We start from the raw sequence: 17,601 nt of genomic DNA, 5'->3' as shown, positions 1-17,601 counted from the left end.
AATCGGCCTCGCTCTGGAAACTGGATACCTCTACTATCTAATCTGGATAGCAGAGGTATCCAATAGAGGTTCCTCTCTCCCGTCGTGCTCCGACCCCTGACCCGAGAAGGCGGCAGCCATGCCCACTCTGCGTTGGACCACCGTCGACAAGCCCGCACCGGACGCCGAGGCGTTCGTCATGGCGTCACGTCTGGAGGTTCGCAGGCTCTCCGATGTACCTCGCTTCTTCCTGCGCTCGCTCGCCACATGGAAACAGGTGACCGGCGCGCCCGGTGCGTACGGCGCCTCGCTGATAGCCCAGCCCCTCAAGCGCACCTTCTGGACCCTGTCGGCCTGGCAGGACAAGGACGCGCTGTACCGGTACGCGAAGACCGAACCGCACCGGTCGATCATGACCGGACTGCGCTCCTCGATGAGGGCGTCGGTCTTCACCTTCTGGCAGATACCGGCGTCCGACCTGCCCATCGACTGGTCGGAGGCCCGCCGCCGACTGGCGGAACAGGAACAGGAACAGGAAGGGGGGCGGGAGCAGGAGCAGGAGCGGGAACAACAACAGCAGCGACAGGCCGGTTCGTGATCCTCAGCCGCCGAGGAGTTCCGCGAAGCGCTGGGCGCCGATGTTGCCGCCGGACAGGATGACCCCGATCCTGCGGGGAGCCGGGCCGAGGTCGGTGCGGTGGGCCAACAGGGCGCCGAGCGCGCTTGCTCCGCTGGGTTCGACGACGATCTTCATGCGCTCGAACGCGAAGCGCATGGCGTCCCGGATCCGGTCGTCGTCGACCAGGGCGATGCCGTCCAGCAGACGCCGGTTGATGGAGAAGGTGAGTTCTCCGGGGATGTCGGCGGCCTGACCGTCGGCGATGGTGCGCGGCACGGGAATGGAGACGCGCCGCCCGGCTTCGAGGGACCGCTTGGTGTCGTCCCCGGCCTCCGGCTCGACCCCGATGACACGGATGTCCGGAAGGAGCCCCTTGGCCGCGGTGGCGCTGCCGGCGATCAGACCGCCGCCCCCGACCGGCACGACCAGGGTGTCCAAGTCCCCTACTTCCTCGATGAGTTCGAGCGCGGCGGTGCCCTGCCCCGCGATGACATGCGGATGCTCGTACGGCGGCACGAGCGCCAGGCCCCGCTCGGCCGCGAGGGCCTCCCCGATCGCCTCCCGGTCGCCGGTGTAACGGTCGTAGGTGACGATCTCCGCCCCGTAGCCCGCGGTGGCCTCCAGCTTCGAGCTGGGCGTGTCCTCGGGCATCACGATGACGGCGCGGGTGCCGAGTTCCCGGGCGGCCAGGGCGACGGCCTGCGCGTGGTTGCCGGAGGAGTAGGCGGCGACCCCCTTGGCCAGTTGCTCCGGGGACAGCCTGGACACGGCGTTGTACGCACCGCGGAACTTGAAGGCGCCGACGCGCTGGAAGTTCTCGCACTTGACGAAGACCTGGGCTCCGACCAGCGCGTCCAGTGTGCGGGAGCGCAGTACGGGCGTGCGGTGGGCCACTCCCTTGATCTGCGCCGCGGCGTCCTGGACGTCCTGCAGGGTGACGGGCTGGGCGTCGGGCATGGTCGTGGTCCCTTCGACGGTCCGGAACATCGGCTCTGGAATTATTGTCCAACACCTATACTGATTGTCCAGACCCGCCACCGGGGCAGGGTGCGTGACGCGGCGCGAGGGGTGTGCCATGCCGGCCGACGAGCAGGACGCGATCATCGCCGCGCTGACTCCGGTGATCGACGGGATCGCCGCGAGCCTCGGATCCTTCTGCGAGGTGGTGATCCATGACTTCCGCCGGCCCGAACACTCCGTCGTCGCCCTCGCGGGATCGGTCACCGGACGGGGCGTCGGCGGGTCGATGAGCGAGATCGGCATGCAGATCCTGGCCCGCGGTGACGAGGCGCGCGACGAGCTGAACTACATCACCCGCACGCAGGACGGGAAGTTGGTCAAGTCGTCCACCATGGTGCTGCGCGATTCGAGCGGTGCGGTGTTCGGCGCGCTGTGCATCAACCTCGACGTGACCGCCGTGAACCAGGTGCACGCCCTGGTCGGCGAGATCGCCGGCGTCACCGCGCCCGCCACCACGCTCCCCACCACCACCTTCGGCGACGACATCGGCACGGTGCTGGACGCGATCGTCGACGCCCGCCAGCTGCGCCAGAACAAGCCCTGGCCGCAACTCGGCCGCGAGGAACGCGTGGAGCTGTTCCGCGACCTCGACCGGCGCGGTGTGTTCGCCGTACGGGGCGCGGTCCAGCAGGTGGCGACCCGGCTCGGCATCTCCCGCGCCTCCGCCTACAGCTACCTCGCCGCGGCCCGGAACACCGATGAGGACGGCACTGCCGACCGCCCGCTGTCGACCGGCTGACGGCAGCGCGCTCGGTCCACGTCGGTCGGTGTGAACTCGCCGGAGGCCGTACCGCGCCGTACCGGGTACCACACACCTCACAGCTTGGCGCCGAAGTCCTGGGTCCACCACGGGCCGCCCGAACCCTTGTGGACGCCCACGCCGATCTCCTTGAACGAGCAGTTGAGGATGTTGGCCCGGTGGCCGGGGCTGTTCATCCAGGAGTCCATCACGGACTCGGGGGTCTGCTGGCCCTGGGCGATGTTCTCCCCGTAGGTGGACCAGCGGTAGCCCGCCGCGGTGATGCGCTGCCCGGGGTCGACGCCGTCCGGGTTGGTGTGGTCGAAGAAGTTGCGGGCTGCCATGTCGTCGGAGTGGGCCTGCGCGGCCTTCTCCAGTTGCGCGTTCTCCGTGAGGGGACCGCAGCCTGCGCTCGCCCGCTCCTTGTTCACCAGCGCGACCACCTGCGCAACGGTGCCCGCCGGGGCCGACTGGGTCTGCGGGGTGCTGGCCGGAGTCGGAGTCGGCCGGGCGGACTGCCGAGTCGGCGGCACGCTCTTCTTGACGGGCTTCGGGGTCTTGGAGGCGCTCGCCTTCTTCGACTTCGAGGCGGACGGCGACGGGGACGCGGAGGCAGACGGGGAGGTCTCTACGGCGCTCGGTGCCGAGAGGTCCACCACGGGGGCATCGGCCGTCTGCGCGGTGGTCGAACCGTCGGACCCGGCGTCCGTGCCGAAGTACCACAGGCCGCCGCCCGCCACACAGGCCGCCACCACGGCACCGCCGACGGCCCGGCGCCGGACGCGCCGGCGTCGCCGTGCCTCGCCACGGGAATTCGAACGGCCGCGCCCGGCGCGGTGTCCGGCTCCCGTGCCCTCCGTGGCGTGACGTGCGGAGACACCGAGCGCGGAGACCGACCCGACCTGTGCCATGGAGTCGGAGGCGGAGAGCACCTTCTCCAGCAGCGCGGGCGCCGCGGCGACCAGCGCCAGACCGGCCAGCAGTCCCTCGGCCGGCATCAACCCGCTCCACAGGCCGGAGCAGCGCGCGCAGCCACGGGCGTGCCGGGCTATTCGTTTGCGCCACAGCGCCGAGGGCCGGCCGTCCCAAGTGCCCAGCATGCCCCGCAGTTCCTCGCACGGCGGCTGCGCGTCGAGTGCCCGGACCACCACGCGGGCGGCCTCCAGTTGCGCCTTCATCCGCTGCACCCGGACCGCCGTGTGCTGCGGCGACAGCTCCAGGGCCGCGGCGACCTCGGCCCGGGTCAGTTCACCGGCGCACTCCAGCCACCACAACGACAGCAGCCCCCGGTCGTCCGGCTCCAGCCAGCGTGACGCCCGGGCGGTCTCCTGACGCTGGCCGGACAGCTGCAGCTGCACCATCGTCAGGTCGACGAAGTCGGCGCCCGGATCGGCGAAGTCCTGGGCGTCCTGAACGGCGCCCGGCGCGACCTGCCGGTCCTGCCAGTGGGCCCGGACCTGATTCATCGCGATCGCCACGAGCCAGGAGCGGAAGCGCTCGGGGTCGCGCAGTCCACCCAGCCCGTCGAGTGCGCGGAGCATGGTCTCCTGCACCACGTCGTCGACGTCGACCGAGCCGTTCAGAGCCCGCCCCACGACGTTGTAGACCAGCGGGAGGTACGCACTGACCAGGGCGTCCTGAGCCTCGGGGTCGCCCCCTCGGGCAGCGGTCACCAGTGCCGCGGTCTCCACCGGGTTCTGTGTGCTCATCAAAAAACTTCCCTGTCCTCGACGCCGAACGATGCTGTCCGATGCATGGGAGATCGTTCGGTGAGCCTCGGATAACAGTTCTTCGGACACATATTCCACGAGAGGTTCACCGCGGGGGCACAGGGAGGAGAACGGAGTGCAGGACGTCACATCACGGGAGGACGCCGCGCGGGCCGTCCTCTTCATGTACCGGGTGACGCCGACGCGGGTTCAATGAGCGGGCATGGTGGCCGCATGCATAGCCGCGCCCCGAACTATGTTGCCCCGCCATATGTGCGCCTGATTCGCGGATTTCTACGGTGTGCCGACACCTACCCGTCCCCACCGCACACGAGGAAGTGGCGCACATGGCCTCCGCAGCATCCGCTCCCCCGACACCCGCCAACCTGAGGCGCATCGTCGCCGCCAGCCTCATCGGCACCACCATCGAGCGGTACGACAACTCACGGATCGCTGCAGCAGGCGAGGTGTAGCTCACGAGACGGTGCCTTCGACCTCGTGACCTGCCCGGCGGACCGGTGATCGTGTGCCCGCCTTACTGAGGCAACGCAAGCGCCCATGCGTACTTGCGTGCGCCCATGCTTGCGCTCGTACGGTGCCGAGCCATGTCAGCATCTGTGGAAGAGGTACTCGACCGGCTCAGCACAAAGATCTCAGTCCGTATCAATTCGACCGCCGCTCTGGTTACGGACATGGACAAGGCGGCCGCCGCCATCGATCGACAGCGCGCACGCAAGCAGGACGAGAAGGAACCGAGTTCCCGTAAGCCCGAACTCGGACCGTTACGAGGCGCCGACCGGCAGGATCTCGTCTCCACCCCCTGGGACCTGCTGAGCGTCTTCGCGCGAGCCACCACCCTCGCCCGTCACGGACGCGGTAGAGGGCTGGCCGAACACTGGCAAGGACTGAAGTATTGCCAGGCCATGGCCGCCGGCCCCAGCGGCCACCTGGCCCTCACCGACGACGGCCAGAGCCCGGAACTCTCCTACAGGGCCATGCAGGCACGGGAACTGGGGCGGGCCTTCGGGCTCGCCGTAGCCGAACGCACTGTGCGGAACCGCTTCCCGGACCACATGATCTCCACCCTGGACGCGGAAGCCGTACTCCTGGCCGGCTTTGCACGCTCCGGCCCTCGACCGTCCCTGGGCGCCCGGCCGCGACCCGACTTCTTCATCGAAGCATGGCGCCTGGGCGGGCGATCCCGCGTCTTCGTGGTGACGGTCACCGGCAACCATCAGAAGGCCACCAAGCGCACCGCGAAGGCCGACCGCTCGGCATTCAAGCAACTGGCCAGGGGCAGCGAGCGCGCCGAGCACTTCCACCTCGCCGAGTGGAACACCACGCCGTGCCTCTTGATGTCCACGGAACTACTCGCGCTAGACGGAATCACCGTCAACGCTCTGCGGGCGCCGGGCGAAGGACTACTGCCCGCGAGGCCGGCAACAGGGCGAGGAAGCGCGGACGCAGGGCTGTGGGAACGGAACCTCGCGTATGCAATCATCGCGCTCGCGCGACGCCGTCTGAACGTCCTGTGGGCCCTCATACGCGGCGGTCGCACCTTCGCGACCACCCCACCACCGCCCCCGGCCGCACTCGGCTGAGATGCTCACGCGCTGTCACCGACACCAGTTGACAGCTTCATTGGGAATCAGTAGTGCAGCTCCACTGGCTCGTGCGCGGGGCTGGAGCACGGCACCGGCCGATCATGCGGGGCGCATGTCCTGGTGAGGCCTGCCGGGTCTCACCAGGCATCGAGCCCAACATCCTCATGGGTACTATGCGTAATGTCATTCGATTCAAGGGAGTGAACGGTTGTGCCCAGCCAAGCAGCCGCCACGCTCCGCTCGCGGTACCTCGAACAGGCCGCGTCGGATCTGGAGGAGAACAGGCGCCTTCAGCGAGAGCTCGCCGAGAAGATCGAGATGCTGAAACAGGAGGAAGAACTCCTGATCGACATCCTGGCTCTCACGGAACGTTTCCCGCAGGTCGCGGACTCACCGGCGTCCCCGGTACCAGCGGATTCCAAGGGCGCTCCCCCGCGGGAGAGGCGGAGTGCCGACGAGACCGATGTGAAGAGCCGCACACGTCAGCCGCTGCTCGGTGACCTGCTGACCGAGCTGCTCGGGGGACATCAGCAGCCCCAGCTCGCCCAAGACCTGCGCAAGGAGCTTCTGAACAAACATCCGGACAGAGAGCCGTCACCACAGGTCGTGCGGAACACTCTGGAGTCGCTCGTCGCCAAGGGCCGGATCCAGCGGCACAAGCAGAAGCGGTCGGTCACGTATACCCTCATCGGATCCGACGCGTAGGAAGCAAATAACCCGCGGACGGGCCGGGAGGCGCATGTCACAACGTCGGACAAGCCACGTCATGAACTCACCGGAGGAGAAACCCGTGATGTCCGACAGAAGTCTCCGTATGGTGGTGGCGGTCGCGCGGTCTGTTCGTCGTGGCCGCCTGAGGGCACGTGTGAACACGTCGCAGCGCGGTCGGCGCCTGGCGCGGGCGGGCATGTAGAGGACGCGATCACACCCCGCTGTCAGCGCTCCCTGCCCCGCAGGTCGGTTCGTTGCGGGCCCAGGCGCTTGGACGGTTCGAAGAGGGTGGGCACCGCGGAAGCGAGCAGGGCCGTATGCATCGACGTCCAACTGTCTCCCGGTGGGACCGGGGAGAATCAACACATCCTGGCGCGCAGCCTGTTGAGGGCGCAATGCTGACGGAACTTCACGGTGCCGGCCGGTATCCCGAGGATCTGCGCGGTCTCTCCCACGGTCTTGTCGGAAAGATAGATGTGCTGGAGAACCTGCCTGTGTTGGTTGGACAGGTGATGCAGCAGCGCCGTCATCTCGACGGCGGACAGCACATAATCCGCGTGATCGGTAGATGGCGAGGTTCCTGGGCACGGGAGCAGCCACCCCCGTACGGATCCCTCGGTACTCACGAGGCGATCGGCGTGGTGCCAGGCCCGGACAAAGGTCTCCTGAACGATGTCCTCTACCGCGTGATGGTCGTTCAGCAGTTTCTCGGCGTAGGCGAGCAGTGCCGTGCCGTGCTCCAGGATGAGAGTTTGCAGGTGGTTCCGGCTTGATGTCTCCGAAGCAGCACCCGTTATTTCCGTGATCTCGTCCCTGAGTGACTGACGGCACATGAGGAGCACATGAGGGGCTGGGTACTCGCCCGTTGTGGGGTGTGCGCCGGGGTGGAGTTCCAACAGAGCCCGGCTACGCAGGGCGTTGCGGCGGGGTGTGTGAGTGTGTAGGTGACGTGAGTGAGACAGTGGTGGGTGGTGACAGAACGTCAGCGGTGGAGTCGGGTGTGATGTCGGCCTCCGATGACGAGGAGGTAGGTGTCCTTACAAACGATCCGGACGAACGCCCGGGCCGGGGTTGCCGGTGATGGCGAGCCCGTCGATGGGGATGTCGTCGGTGCCTTTGAGGACTGGTCGGTCGGCGCCGGCTCGTGGCAGCGCGACGAGGCGGTTGAGTGATCCGCTGACTCCGACCACGATGCGCAGCGGCGATGGGCTGCCCATGAGGCTCCTTCTCCTGGCCCAATTGCATGCCTGGCCCTCACTCCAAGCCGCCACCCAGGAGACCGGCAACATTTTCGAGCCACCGAGTGACGGTTGTCCCGGTCGTTGAGGTGATGCAGGGCGTCACAGACATGACGGGACAGCCCTCCTGGACGTGACTAACGCATGTCACAACTGCAACAGAAAGCACCTTCGAGCCAAAGTAGCCCGACGCCCCTACGCGCCGCCCAGGACGAAGTCCCGGACGGCGGCGGTGAACGACTCAGGGGCCTCGACGTGCCCGACATGCCCGCTGTTCTCCAGCGTCACGAGTTGCGAGACCGGGATGATCTCGTTGAGTTCGTGTCCCAGTCGGGGTCCGTCGCCGATTCCGCGTCCTCCGACGATCACCATGGCCGGCACGGTCAGCGAGGCGAGCTCGGCCCGGTCGTCCATGATCTCGGGCACGAGGTACTCGTCCAGCCCCGAGATGAACGTCGCGTGGAGTCCGTCCTTGAGGAACTCGGGCTGGTCGTCCTTCCTCCACTGGCCGGTGAACTGGACTAGCAGCGTCAGCAGATGTTCCGCCTCCGAGTGGAAACCGGCCCTGTGGACCGGAGCCCCCTCGTACAGCACAACTCCGGCCAGCCGTTCGGGACGATGCAGGGCGTGGTGGGCGGCGACGAGGGCACCGTGGGAGTGACCCAGGAGGTGGACCCTGGGGGCACCGAGCCGATTGATCGTCACCTCCAGGAAGCGGCTGTAGCGATCGCGGGTGTAGCCGTGCGGGTGCGAAGGAAGACGGTTGTCCGGGCTGGTGCCGATGGGCTCGACGTAGACCATCGTGAGGCGCTCTTCCAGCGCCGGCACTCGCATGTAGTCCCAAGCGATCCCGGGGCCGCCCGGGTGGACGACGCACACGGGACCGCTGCCGAAGACGTGGTAGCGCTGGGTGATGCCGCCGATGTTGAAGGAGTGGGCGCCGGGAGCGAGGGGCCCTGAGAGCGAGGCGGTCGGGACGGTGCCCATGGGGTCTCCAACAAGTGAGGGATTACCTATCACCGGCACGAGGTGGCCCAGGGCCTGAGGTCGAACAGAACGGTGTGATACACATCACTGCCGTGTCGAGCGTGCCTCGATGTGCCCGTCGAGTCCAACAGGCTTCTGGATGGGCGGCTTTATAGGAGAGCGGCTGCCAGTTGGCGAACTCGTTCTGGAGTTCGCTGACCCTGGCCATCGTGAATCCGTAGGCGGCGGATCCCAGGAGACGGACGCTGCGGGCAGCCGCGGACTCGGGCGCGGATTCCCGGATCTCGGACGTCATCGGAGGACTCGCCGCGGCGTGAGCGGGCCAAGGCCGTCCCACTCGCCTTCTCGCTCTATCGGTCCGGGCATTTTTCCTCCAAGGGGGAGCAGAAGTCGGGCGTGCGCTCCGCAGGCCATAAGACCGACCATCGGTGGGCGCCGAACAAGAACGCGATAAATACGCGCTTGCACTTCTGACGACGCAGTCCGGAGTAGCGTGAGGTGACGGTTGTCACATCTATTCGGGTACACGGTCCGGCATCCCACTCATCAGCGCGGGCTCAGAAAAGAAACCGAACAAGCGTGTAGAGCTTCGTGGGCCAGGCGGCGTCGGACAGCGATCCGTATCCGACGACGAGTGCGCCCGGCGTGGCAGGCAGTGCCCGCAGCGCCGGCGGTCGAGGTGACCGACCGGCTGACGTCAGCGGAGGGTACGGTCTCCGGCGCCCACGGCGCCGACGAGCTGGTCGCGGCGGCGTTGGTAGTGGCGGTCGCCTACGGGGAACTGGTGGGCCGGGAGGTCAGCCCCGCGGGCGGCCGAGCGATAGCAGCACGGGGCCGGTCGGCGAGGCGACCAGATCGTCGATGGTGACACCATCGAGCGAGGCGTAGAAGGCTTCCTGCGCCTCACGCAGGGCACGCCGCAGACGGCAGGCGCCGGCAAGGGGGCACCGCTGGTCTCCCTCGCAGGTGACCACTTCCCGGTCGCCCTCCAGCACCCGCACGAGTGCGCCCACATGTGTGGCACGGCCGGTCTCCGTGAGCCCGAGCCCGCCGTTGCGTCCTCGCCGGGCCTCGACCACCCCGAGGTGCTGGAGGTGGGCGACGGCCTTCGCCATGTGTGTGTACGGGACGTTCACGCCGTCCGCGAGCTGCCTTGTGGTCAACAGTTCCTGACCGTCCATCACAGCCAGACGCATCACGGCCCGCAGGGCGAGATCGGTGTACCTGGTCAGTCGCACAACCGCACCCTAGCAATATTGCATCCACCATCTGGATTTACGGGCTGTGGACTGCGTCTCACGGCCCACAGCTCACACGTTCTGGTGCCAAGATGGGGCGCCATGTCCGCTGGGTGGGGTGCCCGCACGGTACGGGCCGGGTTGTTCGCGGCCGTGACCGTGCTGCTCGCCGCCCTCGGCCACACCAAGATGTCCGGGGCGAGCCTGCCACCATCGGCCCTTGCCGTCAGCGCGGTTGCCGTCGCCCGCACGGGCTGGGGGCGCTGCACATCGTCTTCTCCCTGGCCCAGTCACCGTCCGCGGGCCCGGCGACATCCGGTGCCGGGATGGGGTCGATGCACATGCACGCGGCCCACGTGTCCGCATCGGGCGGGACACATGTTGGCCATTCTCTGTCCGGCTCGCCGACGTTCGGCATGCTCACCTCACATCTGTTGGCCGCGGTGCTGAGCGGTCTGTGGCTCGCGTACGGCGACCAGGCCACGTTCCGCGTTCTGCGCACTGTGGCGGCCCGGCTGGCGGCACCCCTGCGCCTTGTCCTCGCCGTGGCTCCCCCGGTCGGACGCCCCCTCCCCCTCCCCCTCGCCCTCCGACACCTCTGGAACCCCGTACCGCGCCTTCTCCTCGTCCACGCGATCACCTCCCGAGGTCCGCCCAGGGGATCCGCTGTCGCCTGACGACAGCTGGCACCCACCGGGCGCGCAACAGCGCCCGTTGCCCGGTTTTCTTCGACTACGACGCCGGTACGAAACAGCCCAACGCCGTGTGCAACCGCGAGGTCGCCAACGCCGTGATCACCCTGGCCGGCGCGCGCAACATCTTCGCGGACTGCGACGGCGGCGACCGGCAGGTCGGCGGGCTCTCTGGCTTGTTACATGAACGACGGCGCGGACATGGCGCAGCGCGACAACTCCTGCTGATTATGATCCAAGTCACACAAACCCGAGGGCCGGCCACATACCTCACGTTGTTCCTGACATGACTCGGCGTTGTGGGCACCCGGGGCCCGGCACCCACAACGCGGAGCACAGGTGGTCGCGGGCTAGCCCGTCAGCTTCCTACCCTGTCCGTCGTCGTCACGGGTTCGCCCTGCTCACCCGGTGCCTCGGAGGGGCGGGCGTTCTCGGCGCCCGGAGAGACCTCACGTGTCTCCCCCATCGGTTCGTCCGACTCCCGGAGGCCGAAGCGGTCGTGGAAGCGGCGCAGCGGCGCCGGGGCCCACCACGTGGCACGGCCGGTGAGGCACATGATGGACGGCACCAGCAGACTCCGTACGACCATGGCGTCCATCAGCACCGAGAGCGCGATACCGAGGCCCAGCATCTTCGAGCCGGCGACTCGTCCGCTGCCGATGGCGATCATCACGACGGACAGGATGATCGCCGCTGCGGTGATCAGGCCGCCGGTCCGCTGGAGTCCGAAGACAACGGCCTCCCGGTGGTCACCGGTCTTGTCGTACTCCTCCTTCATACGGGACAGGAGGAAGACCCCGTAGTCCATGGAGAGGCCGAAGGCCACACAGAACAGCAGGACGGGCAGTGTCGTCTCGATGTCGCCGGTCGCGGTGAAGCCGAGCAGGTCGGACAGGTGTCCTTCCTGAAACACCCAGACGAGGGCGCCATACATGGCGGTGAGGCTGAGGGCGTTGAGGATGACGGCCTGGATGGGGATGAGCACCGAGCCCGTCAGCAGGAAGATCAGCACCAGGGTGATGACCACAAGGAGGGCCAGCGCCCAGGGCATCCGCTCCGCGATCGCGTCCTTGGAGTCGACCAGGGAGGCAGCGGGGCCGGTGACGGAGATCTCCGGGGCCTCGGCACTGTCCGAGAAAGGTGTGTCACGTATGTCGCGCACCAGGTCCTGGCTGGCGGCGTCCACGGGCTCGCTGGCGGGCACCACGGAGATCAGGGCGCGGGGGGAGGAGGCGTTCTCGTCGAGCGCCGCGGCCGGCTCCCCGACACGCTCACCGGCCTTGTACTGGCCCGCCGGCCCGTCGACCTGGACCACGTCGGGCAGACGGGAGAGCTCGCTGCTGTAGGTGCCCAGGTCCCGCACGGTGGACGTGCCGTCCGCATAGACCAGCACCAGGCCACTCGGGCTGCTGGTGAACTCCCGACGGATCTCGTCCTGAACGACGCGGGACGCCGCGGACGTGGGCAGCTGCCGGTCGTCGGTGGTGCCGAAGTTGACGTTGAGGAAGGGGGTGCCCAGCAGGACGAGGAACACCGTGGTCCCGACTGCGAAGAGCGGGGCACGTCGCATGACGAGCCTGGCCATGCGAGCCCAGCCGGTGGACTTCTCGGCCGTTGCGGTACCCGCGGGCTTACGGTTCCACAGTCGCCGCATGTCGAGGGAGTTGACCCGGTGGCCGAGGAGCAGCAGTGCGGCGGGAAGGATGACCATCGCGGCCAGCGCGGCGAGGACGACCACGGCGATGCCCGCATAGGCACAGGAGCGCAGGAAGCCATGGGGGAACAGCAGCAGCCCGAAGAGCGACACGGCCACGGTCAGTGCCGAGAAGAGCACCGTGCGGCCGGCCGTGCGCACGGTGACCGCCACGGCCGCCCGGGGATCGGTGCCCAGTGCGAGTTCTTCGCGGAAGCGGCGCACGATGAACAGGGCGTAGTCGATGGCCAGACCCAGGCCCAGGGCAGTGGTCAGGTTCTGGGCGAAGACCGATACGTCGGTGAAGGCGGTGATCCCGCTCAGTGCCGCGTTGGTGCCCAGCACTGCGACCACACCGACGGCGAGCGGCAGCAGGGCTGCGATCGCACTGCCGAAGACCATGATCAGCAGGATGAGGGTGATCGGGAAGGCGATGAGTTCCGCCTTGAGGAGGTCGTCCCGGACGATCTCCTGCATCTCGTAGCGCACGGCTACCGGACCACCGATCGAGACGTCGACCGGACCCTGTCGGCCACGGAGTTGCGGCTCGATCCGGTCCAGCACCTCGAAGGCTTCCTTGTCGTCGCCCTCGACGTGCGCCGTGATCATCCCCTTCTGGCCGCCGTCGGAGCGCAGAGCCGGGGACTTCGACGTCCAGTACGAGTTGATGCCGGTGATCTCGGACTCTTCACCGAGCTTCTTGGTCAGGTCCTCCGCAGCCGCAGCGACTCCGGTGCCGTCCACACCGGCGCCACCCGTGTCCAGCAGCAGCACCAAGTTGGGCTGCGAAGCGGGGAACTCGCGCTCCAGCGTCTCCGTCGCGTGCGCGGACTCGGAATTGGGGTCCTCCCAGCCACCGCTGCTCAGCCGTTCGGTCACACCACTGCCGGCGATGACGACCAGGACCGTGAACAGAAGAACAATGAGTAGGGAGAGGCGTGGCCGGGCCGTCACAGCCCGGGTCCACCTCCCCGGAGCACGATCGGCAGACATAGCGGATGTTTCCTTCCAATGTGACGAGTTACTGTCGGAAGGTCGACGACGCAAGCCGCTCAGGTGTGAGTCACAGTGCTCCACATCACAGTCGCGGAACCGTCGACGGCAGGCTCAGGAGCCCGCCGCCACAGAGCCTGCGCTGGAGCGACGCGCTGACACGCTGTGCCTGGAGTTTGGCCACCTCAGCCGCCTCCCCCACGAAGAGGGAGTCCACCGTGGCGGTCCAGATGGAGACCCACCTGGTGAAGTGTTCATCGCGCAGGGTTGTCAGCCGGTTCAGTTCCATGTGGGGGCGCAGGGCGTTGCCGTGGTAGGTGCCCGCCCTGAAGAGCACCGACTCCCAGAAGTCGCACATCCTCGGCATGTGTGCGGCCAGGTCCATCCGTGCCACGTCGGTGAAGATGGGGCCGATCAGAGGGTCGGCGAAGGCGGTCCGGTAGAAGGCCTCCACGAGTGTCTCGACGTCTGATCTGCCGGACAACGCCGGCCGTGTCGGCCCGGTCGAGGCTGCCGGGTCGGGGACCTCGGGGTAAGCATTCACTTTCATCCACCTGCCAGGAAGTCGGGCGAACACTAAAGCTACATTTGAGATGTGGATTTAACCGCGTGGCGTTCCTTGCATGCAGTGCGATGTCCGGCCCCGGCGAGTCACTGGGGGGCGATCGGCAGACGTGACGGATCGCGGCCTCACGGGAGCCTGTAGCCGCCAGCTACGTGTGTTCTGGTCGCAGCACGCGACCGGATTCCCATTGACCTGGCCTTGCGTGTGCTGCCAAACGCCTGTGCCCATCTCTGGGACGGCTTCAGCGAGGGCACCATGTTCCAGTCCCCAATCAGCCCCGCGCCCGGGCGGCCGTCACACCCTCGGGTACTCACCTGCTTCGGTAGGCATGAGTGATCGTGTGCTGCCCAGCCCCATGCGGTAACCGAAGGCGTGGAATGTCGTCCCAACCCGGCGACGCGGACCATTGTGGCCAGGAGTGCCAGGGGTGCTGTTGCGGCGGACCACAGCCGCCGGTGGCTGAGTGACCGGGGCTCTCCCGGATCGACAGCTGCCGAGCGACAGAGGCGGTGTCGCAGAAGCGCTGCCGCCATGGGCCGGTCCCCGCCGACGGCCTGTGCCAAGCCCACCTCGCACCTTCACGGCCAGGGCATCCGCGCCGAACGTCCTTGCACCGGTGGCGACTACAGCCGACGACGCCACCGCAAGCACGTCGCAGACCTGGCGCTCCTCCAGCGTGAGCGGCCGAATCGGGTCACCACGTGTTCTAGTCGTGCAGTTGGTCCAGCACTTGCACCCGCACATCATCACGCACAGTTTCGACATTCCCGTTGGCCGACCGGGCAGATGCTGATTGCCATCCGGGGTGGCCTCAACACACTGCGGCAGTCCATGCACCTGGACGTCCTGCTGGTGATCTCCGCCCGCTCGCCCGGTCCGCCTCGCAGCGGATCGGTCCGCTGGGCACACCCCGCAGGGCCGTCGCCATGGCCATCGGCTGGAATGCGGCATCGTCCTGATCGGCCGGTCCCGAATGGGACAGAAGCACGTCGAGGACGCCGTCGCCCGCAAGTTCAAGGACAGCGGCCAGATCCTCACCTTTCACGCACGCAGCCTCGGCGACAACCCCGGCGATGCCAGCGAGTGTTACCCAAGCCTGAATCGGACGGATGCCGTTCGAAACGGGCTCCCTCAACGACACCTTCGGGACACCTCATGCCTTGTACTCCACAGTAGAACTCGACAGTAGTTCTAAAACCCCGGAGCTGTGTGGCGTTGGGGCTATCTGAACGCTTCACGGAGGCTCGAGACCACGTTCGACCTATTCCGCTCAGTCAGCTTTTATTCCCACACATCTCGCATGGCAGACCGACACGCAATGGCCTATGTCACGAAGGCTGGATATTCACTTCTTCTTTGACCAGGCGTAGGTTCTTGGCGGTTGGTGGGAGGTGAAGCCGGCCGCGGAGCAACAGCGAGCGGCAGAGCAGCAGGCCACATCCTGCAGCCTCAACCTCTGCCACGCGAGGTGCACTCCGATGCGGGCAGCCAGCACCACTAGGGGCCCAGGCCCAGCGACGTTTCCCGTTTCATGGAGTAACAGCATGGCTCTCGCCGAACTTGATTGCATCATGCAGCTTGTGGTGCCCCCGGGACAAATCGTCCCTGTGCCCACTCGTCTCTCCTACCGTTCATGGGATCCGTATTCCGTGCACATCACCTTCTCCGTCGAGGGGCACGAGTCAATCCGCTGGGTTTTCGCACGCGACCTGCTTGCGGAGGGTATGGTCCGGCCCAGCGGGCTCGGTGATGTACGGATATGGCCAGGGAACGCTGAGCAGTCAGGACTCCTGTGTCTTCAGTTGTTCTCACCCGAGGGGCAGGCACTGCTCACCGTGCCTGTGGATGTGGTGACGCCCTGGTTGGGGCGGACGTATCACCTGGTGCCGGCCGGCTTTGAGGAAGCATCTCAGGATCTCGACAGCGAACTGTCCTGGCTGCTGGGCGAAGTCGCCTGACGACACCGGACACTGGAAGCGTGGGCTGCCCGATGGTGGACTGCCCTGCCTTGACTCCCACGTGATCGCCGTCTCCGGAGACACGATAGGTGTGCTGAGCAGGATGTGGCACGGGCTGAGCCCGAGCAGGACTCGGAGCGGTAAGGGGACGCGATGGCCGGGCCGGTTTCAGGTATGGGTATGTCGTGAGTCAGCACGCAACCCCGGCAGCCGGCCCGGCCGCTGTCAGGCGCTGACGGATGCCTCCTGCTGGCCTTCGTCCGTGCGCTTGCCGGCGTCCTCCAGCACGATCCGGCCGAGGATCTCGTAGGGCTCCGGGTGCCGCGACCGCAGATAGAGGCCCAGCCCGATACCTGCACAGAAGACGAGGCCCACGATCCAGGGGATGGCCTTGAAGAACAGCGAGCCGGCTGCCATTCCCGCGGAACCAGTGCCGGTCAGGACTTGGCTGGGCACCGGACGCGCCTGGTCTCCCTACGTGCCGCGGTCCGGCGCACAGGGAGACCAGTGCCCGCACGCTCGACCGGGCGGGTGTCGAGGCCGGTGCCCAGACCAACGCGCCGGGCCGGTTGACCACCACGAGGGCGGCAGCGAGGGTCTTCAGCAGCTCGGCACTGCTGCCCTCTGCTCGTTCGCGCCGTTGGCGAGGCGTCCTGCGTGCGCGATGATCGTCTCCGGGTCGTCGACCGGCGGGTAGATCCAGGATCCGTTGATGATCTGTTTGCGGGCCTTGCCCTCCTCTCCGGTCAGCTCGATCACACGGGCCCAGCCCCGCGTCTCGACGGCATGGCCGGGCCCGAGGTCCAGACACGTGGTGTAGGGGTCGGGCTCGAAGTGAAGGGGCTCGGCGCCAAGGATGTCCGCCACCACGTTGTGTCCCGCGAACTTCCCCATGGGCGTTGCATGCTGGCAGCTCTGCATCGTGTGGTGGCCTTCTTCGGCCACCGCCGCAGCAGTGTCGCCGGCCGCGTAGACGTCGGCCACGCCCTTGACCCTGAGGTGGACGTCGACGCTCAGCCGACCCAGGCCGTCGCGCTCGCCCGGGATTTGCGTCGTCAGCGGGCTGGCGATCGTGCCGCCCGTCCACACGGCAGTGACCGCTGGGATCACTTCGCCGTCCGAGAGGATGACCTGGTCGGGGGTCACGGACTCCACCGTGCGGCCCAGTCGGCTCTCGACCTTCAGTTCGTCAATGACTGACTCGATGTACGGGCGGGGCCCAGCGCCGAGTTCCGGGCCCAGGACGTCGGCGCGGTCGACCAGGACGACGCGCACCTCCTCGCCCGCCCCGTGCGCATCGGCGATGTGGTGCAGTCGCTCACCCATGGCCGTGGCGACTTCCAGGCCGGTGAAGCCGGCGCCGACCACCACGACGGTGTAGCGGCCGGCCGTCGCCGCGCGCTCCGGCAGGCGCCGCAGATGGTGGTGGAGCGCCGCCGCGGCCGGCAGGGTGTCTACGTCGAAGAGGTTTTCCGAGCCGACGAACGGCGCACGCACCAGCCTGCTGCCCGCAGCCAGGACCAGCTTGTCGTAGTCCAGCTCCAGATCCTCGCCGAGGCGGGTGACGGCGCGGACGGTGTGGGTGGCTGTGTCGATGCTCGTGACGGTTCCTGTCAGTCGGCGGACGCCGATGGGACCCAGTACACGGTCGAGAGACAGGCGCATGCGCTCCGGATCGTCCTCGTACAGCCGGGGCCGGAGAACGAGGTCGTCGCCCCCGCTGATCAGTGTCACGCGGATGTGGTCGCCGGCCTTGCCCGCGGCCCGGGCGGCCCGCACGGCACCGGCAGCGCTCCAGACGCCCGCGAATCCGCCGCCGATCACCAGGATGTGTGTCATGTCTTGTGCACCTCTCT

17 protein-coding genes and 1 pseudogene are annotated in these 17,601 nt (G+C 67.6%); 7 read left to right on the top strand and 11 right to left on the bottom strand.

The window, feature by feature from the left end; genetic code table 11:
* Positions 1-118 precede the first annotated feature (118 nt).
* The gene (locus AB0I54_RS28695; RefSeq protein WP_363299050.1) at positions 119-577 is read left to right on the top strand and encodes a DUF3291 domain-containing protein; all 459 of its coding nucleotides are present in this window, start codon (positions 119-121) and stop codon (positions 575-577) included.
* A 3-nt stretch (positions 578-580) separates the two neighbouring features.
* Here AB0I54_RS28695 and AB0I54_RS28690 read toward each other — a convergent pair whose 3' ends face one another.
* Positions 581-1,555, bottom strand: coding sequence for a threo-3-hydroxy-L-aspartate ammonia-lyase (locus AB0I54_RS28690; protein WP_363299049.1), 975 nt, complete (start codon positions 1,553-1,555; stop codon positions 581-583).
* Positions 1,556-1,673: 118 nt separating this feature from the next.
* On the opposite strand from AB0I54_RS28690, the gene AB0I54_RS28685 reads away from it, so the two are divergent.
* Positions 1,674-2,357, top strand: coding sequence for a helix-turn-helix transcriptional regulator (locus AB0I54_RS28685; protein ID WP_363299048.1), 684 nt, complete (start codon positions 1,674-1,676; stop codon positions 2,355-2,357).
* A gap of 77 nt (positions 2,358-2,434) precedes the next feature.
* Here AB0I54_RS28685 and AB0I54_RS28680 read toward each other — a convergent pair whose 3' ends face one another.
* Entirely contained in the window at positions 2,435-4,066 is a 1,632-nt protein-coding gene (locus AB0I54_RS28680; RefSeq protein ID WP_363299046.1) for a sigma-70 family RNA polymerase sigma factor, read from the bottom strand.
* Between the two features lie 347 nt (positions 4,067-4,413).
* On the opposite strand from AB0I54_RS28680, the gene AB0I54_RS28675 reads away from it, so the two are divergent.
* The 3 genes from AB0I54_RS28675 to AB0I54_RS28665 all read left to right on the top strand — a co-directional run bounded on the left by AB0I54_RS28675 (position 4,414) and on the right by AB0I54_RS28665 (position 6,375).
* A complete protein-coding gene (locus AB0I54_RS28675; protein WP_363299165.1) occupies positions 4,414-4,539 on the top strand; it encodes a hypothetical protein in 126 nt (41 codons plus the stop codon).
* 132 nt (positions 4,540-4,671) lie between these two features.
* Positions 4,672-5,667 carry a hypothetical protein gene (locus AB0I54_RS28670; protein ID WP_363299045.1) on the top strand — a complete coding sequence of 332 codons (996 nt, stop codon included), beginning with the start codon at positions 4,672-4,674 and terminating at the stop codon, positions 5,665-5,667.
* A gap of 213 nt (positions 5,668-5,880) precedes the next feature.
* Positions 5,881-6,375 carry a hypothetical protein gene (locus tag AB0I54_RS28665; RefSeq protein WP_363299044.1) on the top strand — a complete coding sequence of 165 codons (495 nt, stop codon included), beginning with the start codon at positions 5,881-5,883 and terminating at the stop codon, positions 6,373-6,375.
* Between the two features lie 365 nt (positions 6,376-6,740).
* On the opposite strand, the gene AB0I54_RS28660 is transcribed toward AB0I54_RS28665, so the two are convergent.
* The 5 genes from AB0I54_RS28660 to AB0I54_RS28640 all read right to left on the bottom strand — a co-directional run bounded on the left by AB0I54_RS28660 (position 6,741) and on the right by AB0I54_RS28640 (position 10,476).
* Positions 6,741-7,214: a sigma factor gene (locus tag AB0I54_RS28660; protein ID WP_363299043.1), complete on the bottom strand. Its 474-nt coding sequence runs from the start codon at positions 7,212-7,214 to the stop codon at positions 6,741-6,743.
* 204 nt (positions 7,215-7,418) lie between these two features.
* Positions 7,419-7,598 (bottom strand): hypothetical protein, encoded by a 180-nt coding sequence (locus AB0I54_RS28655; protein WP_363299042.1) that lies wholly within the window; start codon positions 7,596-7,598, stop codon positions 7,419-7,421.
* Between the two features lie 216 nt (positions 7,599-7,814).
* A complete protein-coding gene (locus AB0I54_RS28650) occupies positions 7,815-8,606 on the bottom strand; it encodes an alpha/beta hydrolase (protein ID WP_363299041.1) in 792 nt (263 codons plus the stop codon).
* Between the two features lie 797 nt (positions 8,607-9,403).
* On the bottom strand, positions 9,404-9,844 hold the full coding sequence (locus AB0I54_RS28645) for an Rrf2 family transcriptional regulator (protein WP_363299040.1): 441 nt from the start codon (positions 9,842-9,844) through the stop codon (positions 9,404-9,406).
* Between the two features lie 425 nt (positions 9,845-10,269).
* Positions 10,270-10,476 carry a hypothetical protein gene (locus AB0I54_RS28640; protein WP_363299164.1) on the bottom strand — a complete coding sequence of 69 codons (207 nt, stop codon included), beginning with the start codon at positions 10,474-10,476 and terminating at the stop codon, positions 10,270-10,272.
* Between the two features lie 92 nt (positions 10,477-10,568).
* On the opposite strand from AB0I54_RS28640, the pseudogene AB0I54_RS28635 reads away from it, so the two are divergent.
* Positions 10,569-10,697: pseudogene (locus AB0I54_RS28635) on the top strand (ABC transporter substrate-binding protein); the annotation flags it as partial.
* Between the two features lie 197 nt (positions 10,698-10,894).
* Here the strand turns inward: AB0I54_RS28635 and AB0I54_RS28630 are convergent.
* Positions 10,895-13,222, bottom strand: a complete 2,328-nt coding sequence (locus AB0I54_RS28630; RefSeq protein ID WP_363299039.1) for an MMPL family transporter — start codon at positions 13,220-13,222, stop codon at positions 10,895-10,897.
* A gap of 85 nt (positions 13,223-13,307) precedes the next feature.
* Positions 13,308-13,766, bottom strand: coding sequence for a group III truncated hemoglobin (locus tag AB0I54_RS28625; RefSeq protein ID WP_363299038.1), 459 nt, complete (start codon positions 13,764-13,766; stop codon positions 13,308-13,310).
* Positions 13,767-15,331: 1,565 nt separating this feature from the next.
* On the opposite strand from AB0I54_RS28625, the gene AB0I54_RS28620 reads away from it, so the two are divergent.
* Positions 15,332-15,745 (top strand): SsgA family sporulation/cell division regulator, encoded by a 414-nt coding sequence (locus AB0I54_RS28620; protein ID WP_363299037.1) that lies wholly within the window; start codon positions 15,332-15,334, stop codon positions 15,743-15,745.
* A gap of 225 nt (positions 15,746-15,970) precedes the next feature.
* Here AB0I54_RS28620 and AB0I54_RS28615 read toward each other — a convergent pair whose 3' ends face one another.
* The gene (locus AB0I54_RS28615) at positions 15,971-16,201 is read right to left on the bottom strand and encodes a hypothetical protein (RefSeq protein WP_363299036.1); all 231 of its coding nucleotides are present in this window, start codon (positions 16,199-16,201) and stop codon (positions 15,971-15,973) included.
* Positions 16,202-16,345: 144 nt separating this feature from the next.
* Positions 16,346-17,584: an FAD-dependent oxidoreductase gene (locus tag AB0I54_RS28610; protein ID WP_363299035.1), complete on the bottom strand. Its 1,239-nt coding sequence runs from the start codon at positions 17,582-17,584 to the stop codon at positions 16,346-16,348.
* Positions 17,585-17,601 lie beyond the last annotated feature (17 nt).

Origin of the sequence: Streptomyces sp. NPDC050625, assembly GCF_040654755.1 — a bacterium.
In the GTDB taxonomy this organism is placed as follows: Bacteria; Actinomycetota; Actinomycetes; order Streptomycetales; family Streptomycetaceae; genus Streptomyces.
The sequence above is the reverse complement of the archived record's forward strand: the minus strand, read 5'-3'. Positions and strand labels throughout refer to the sequence as shown.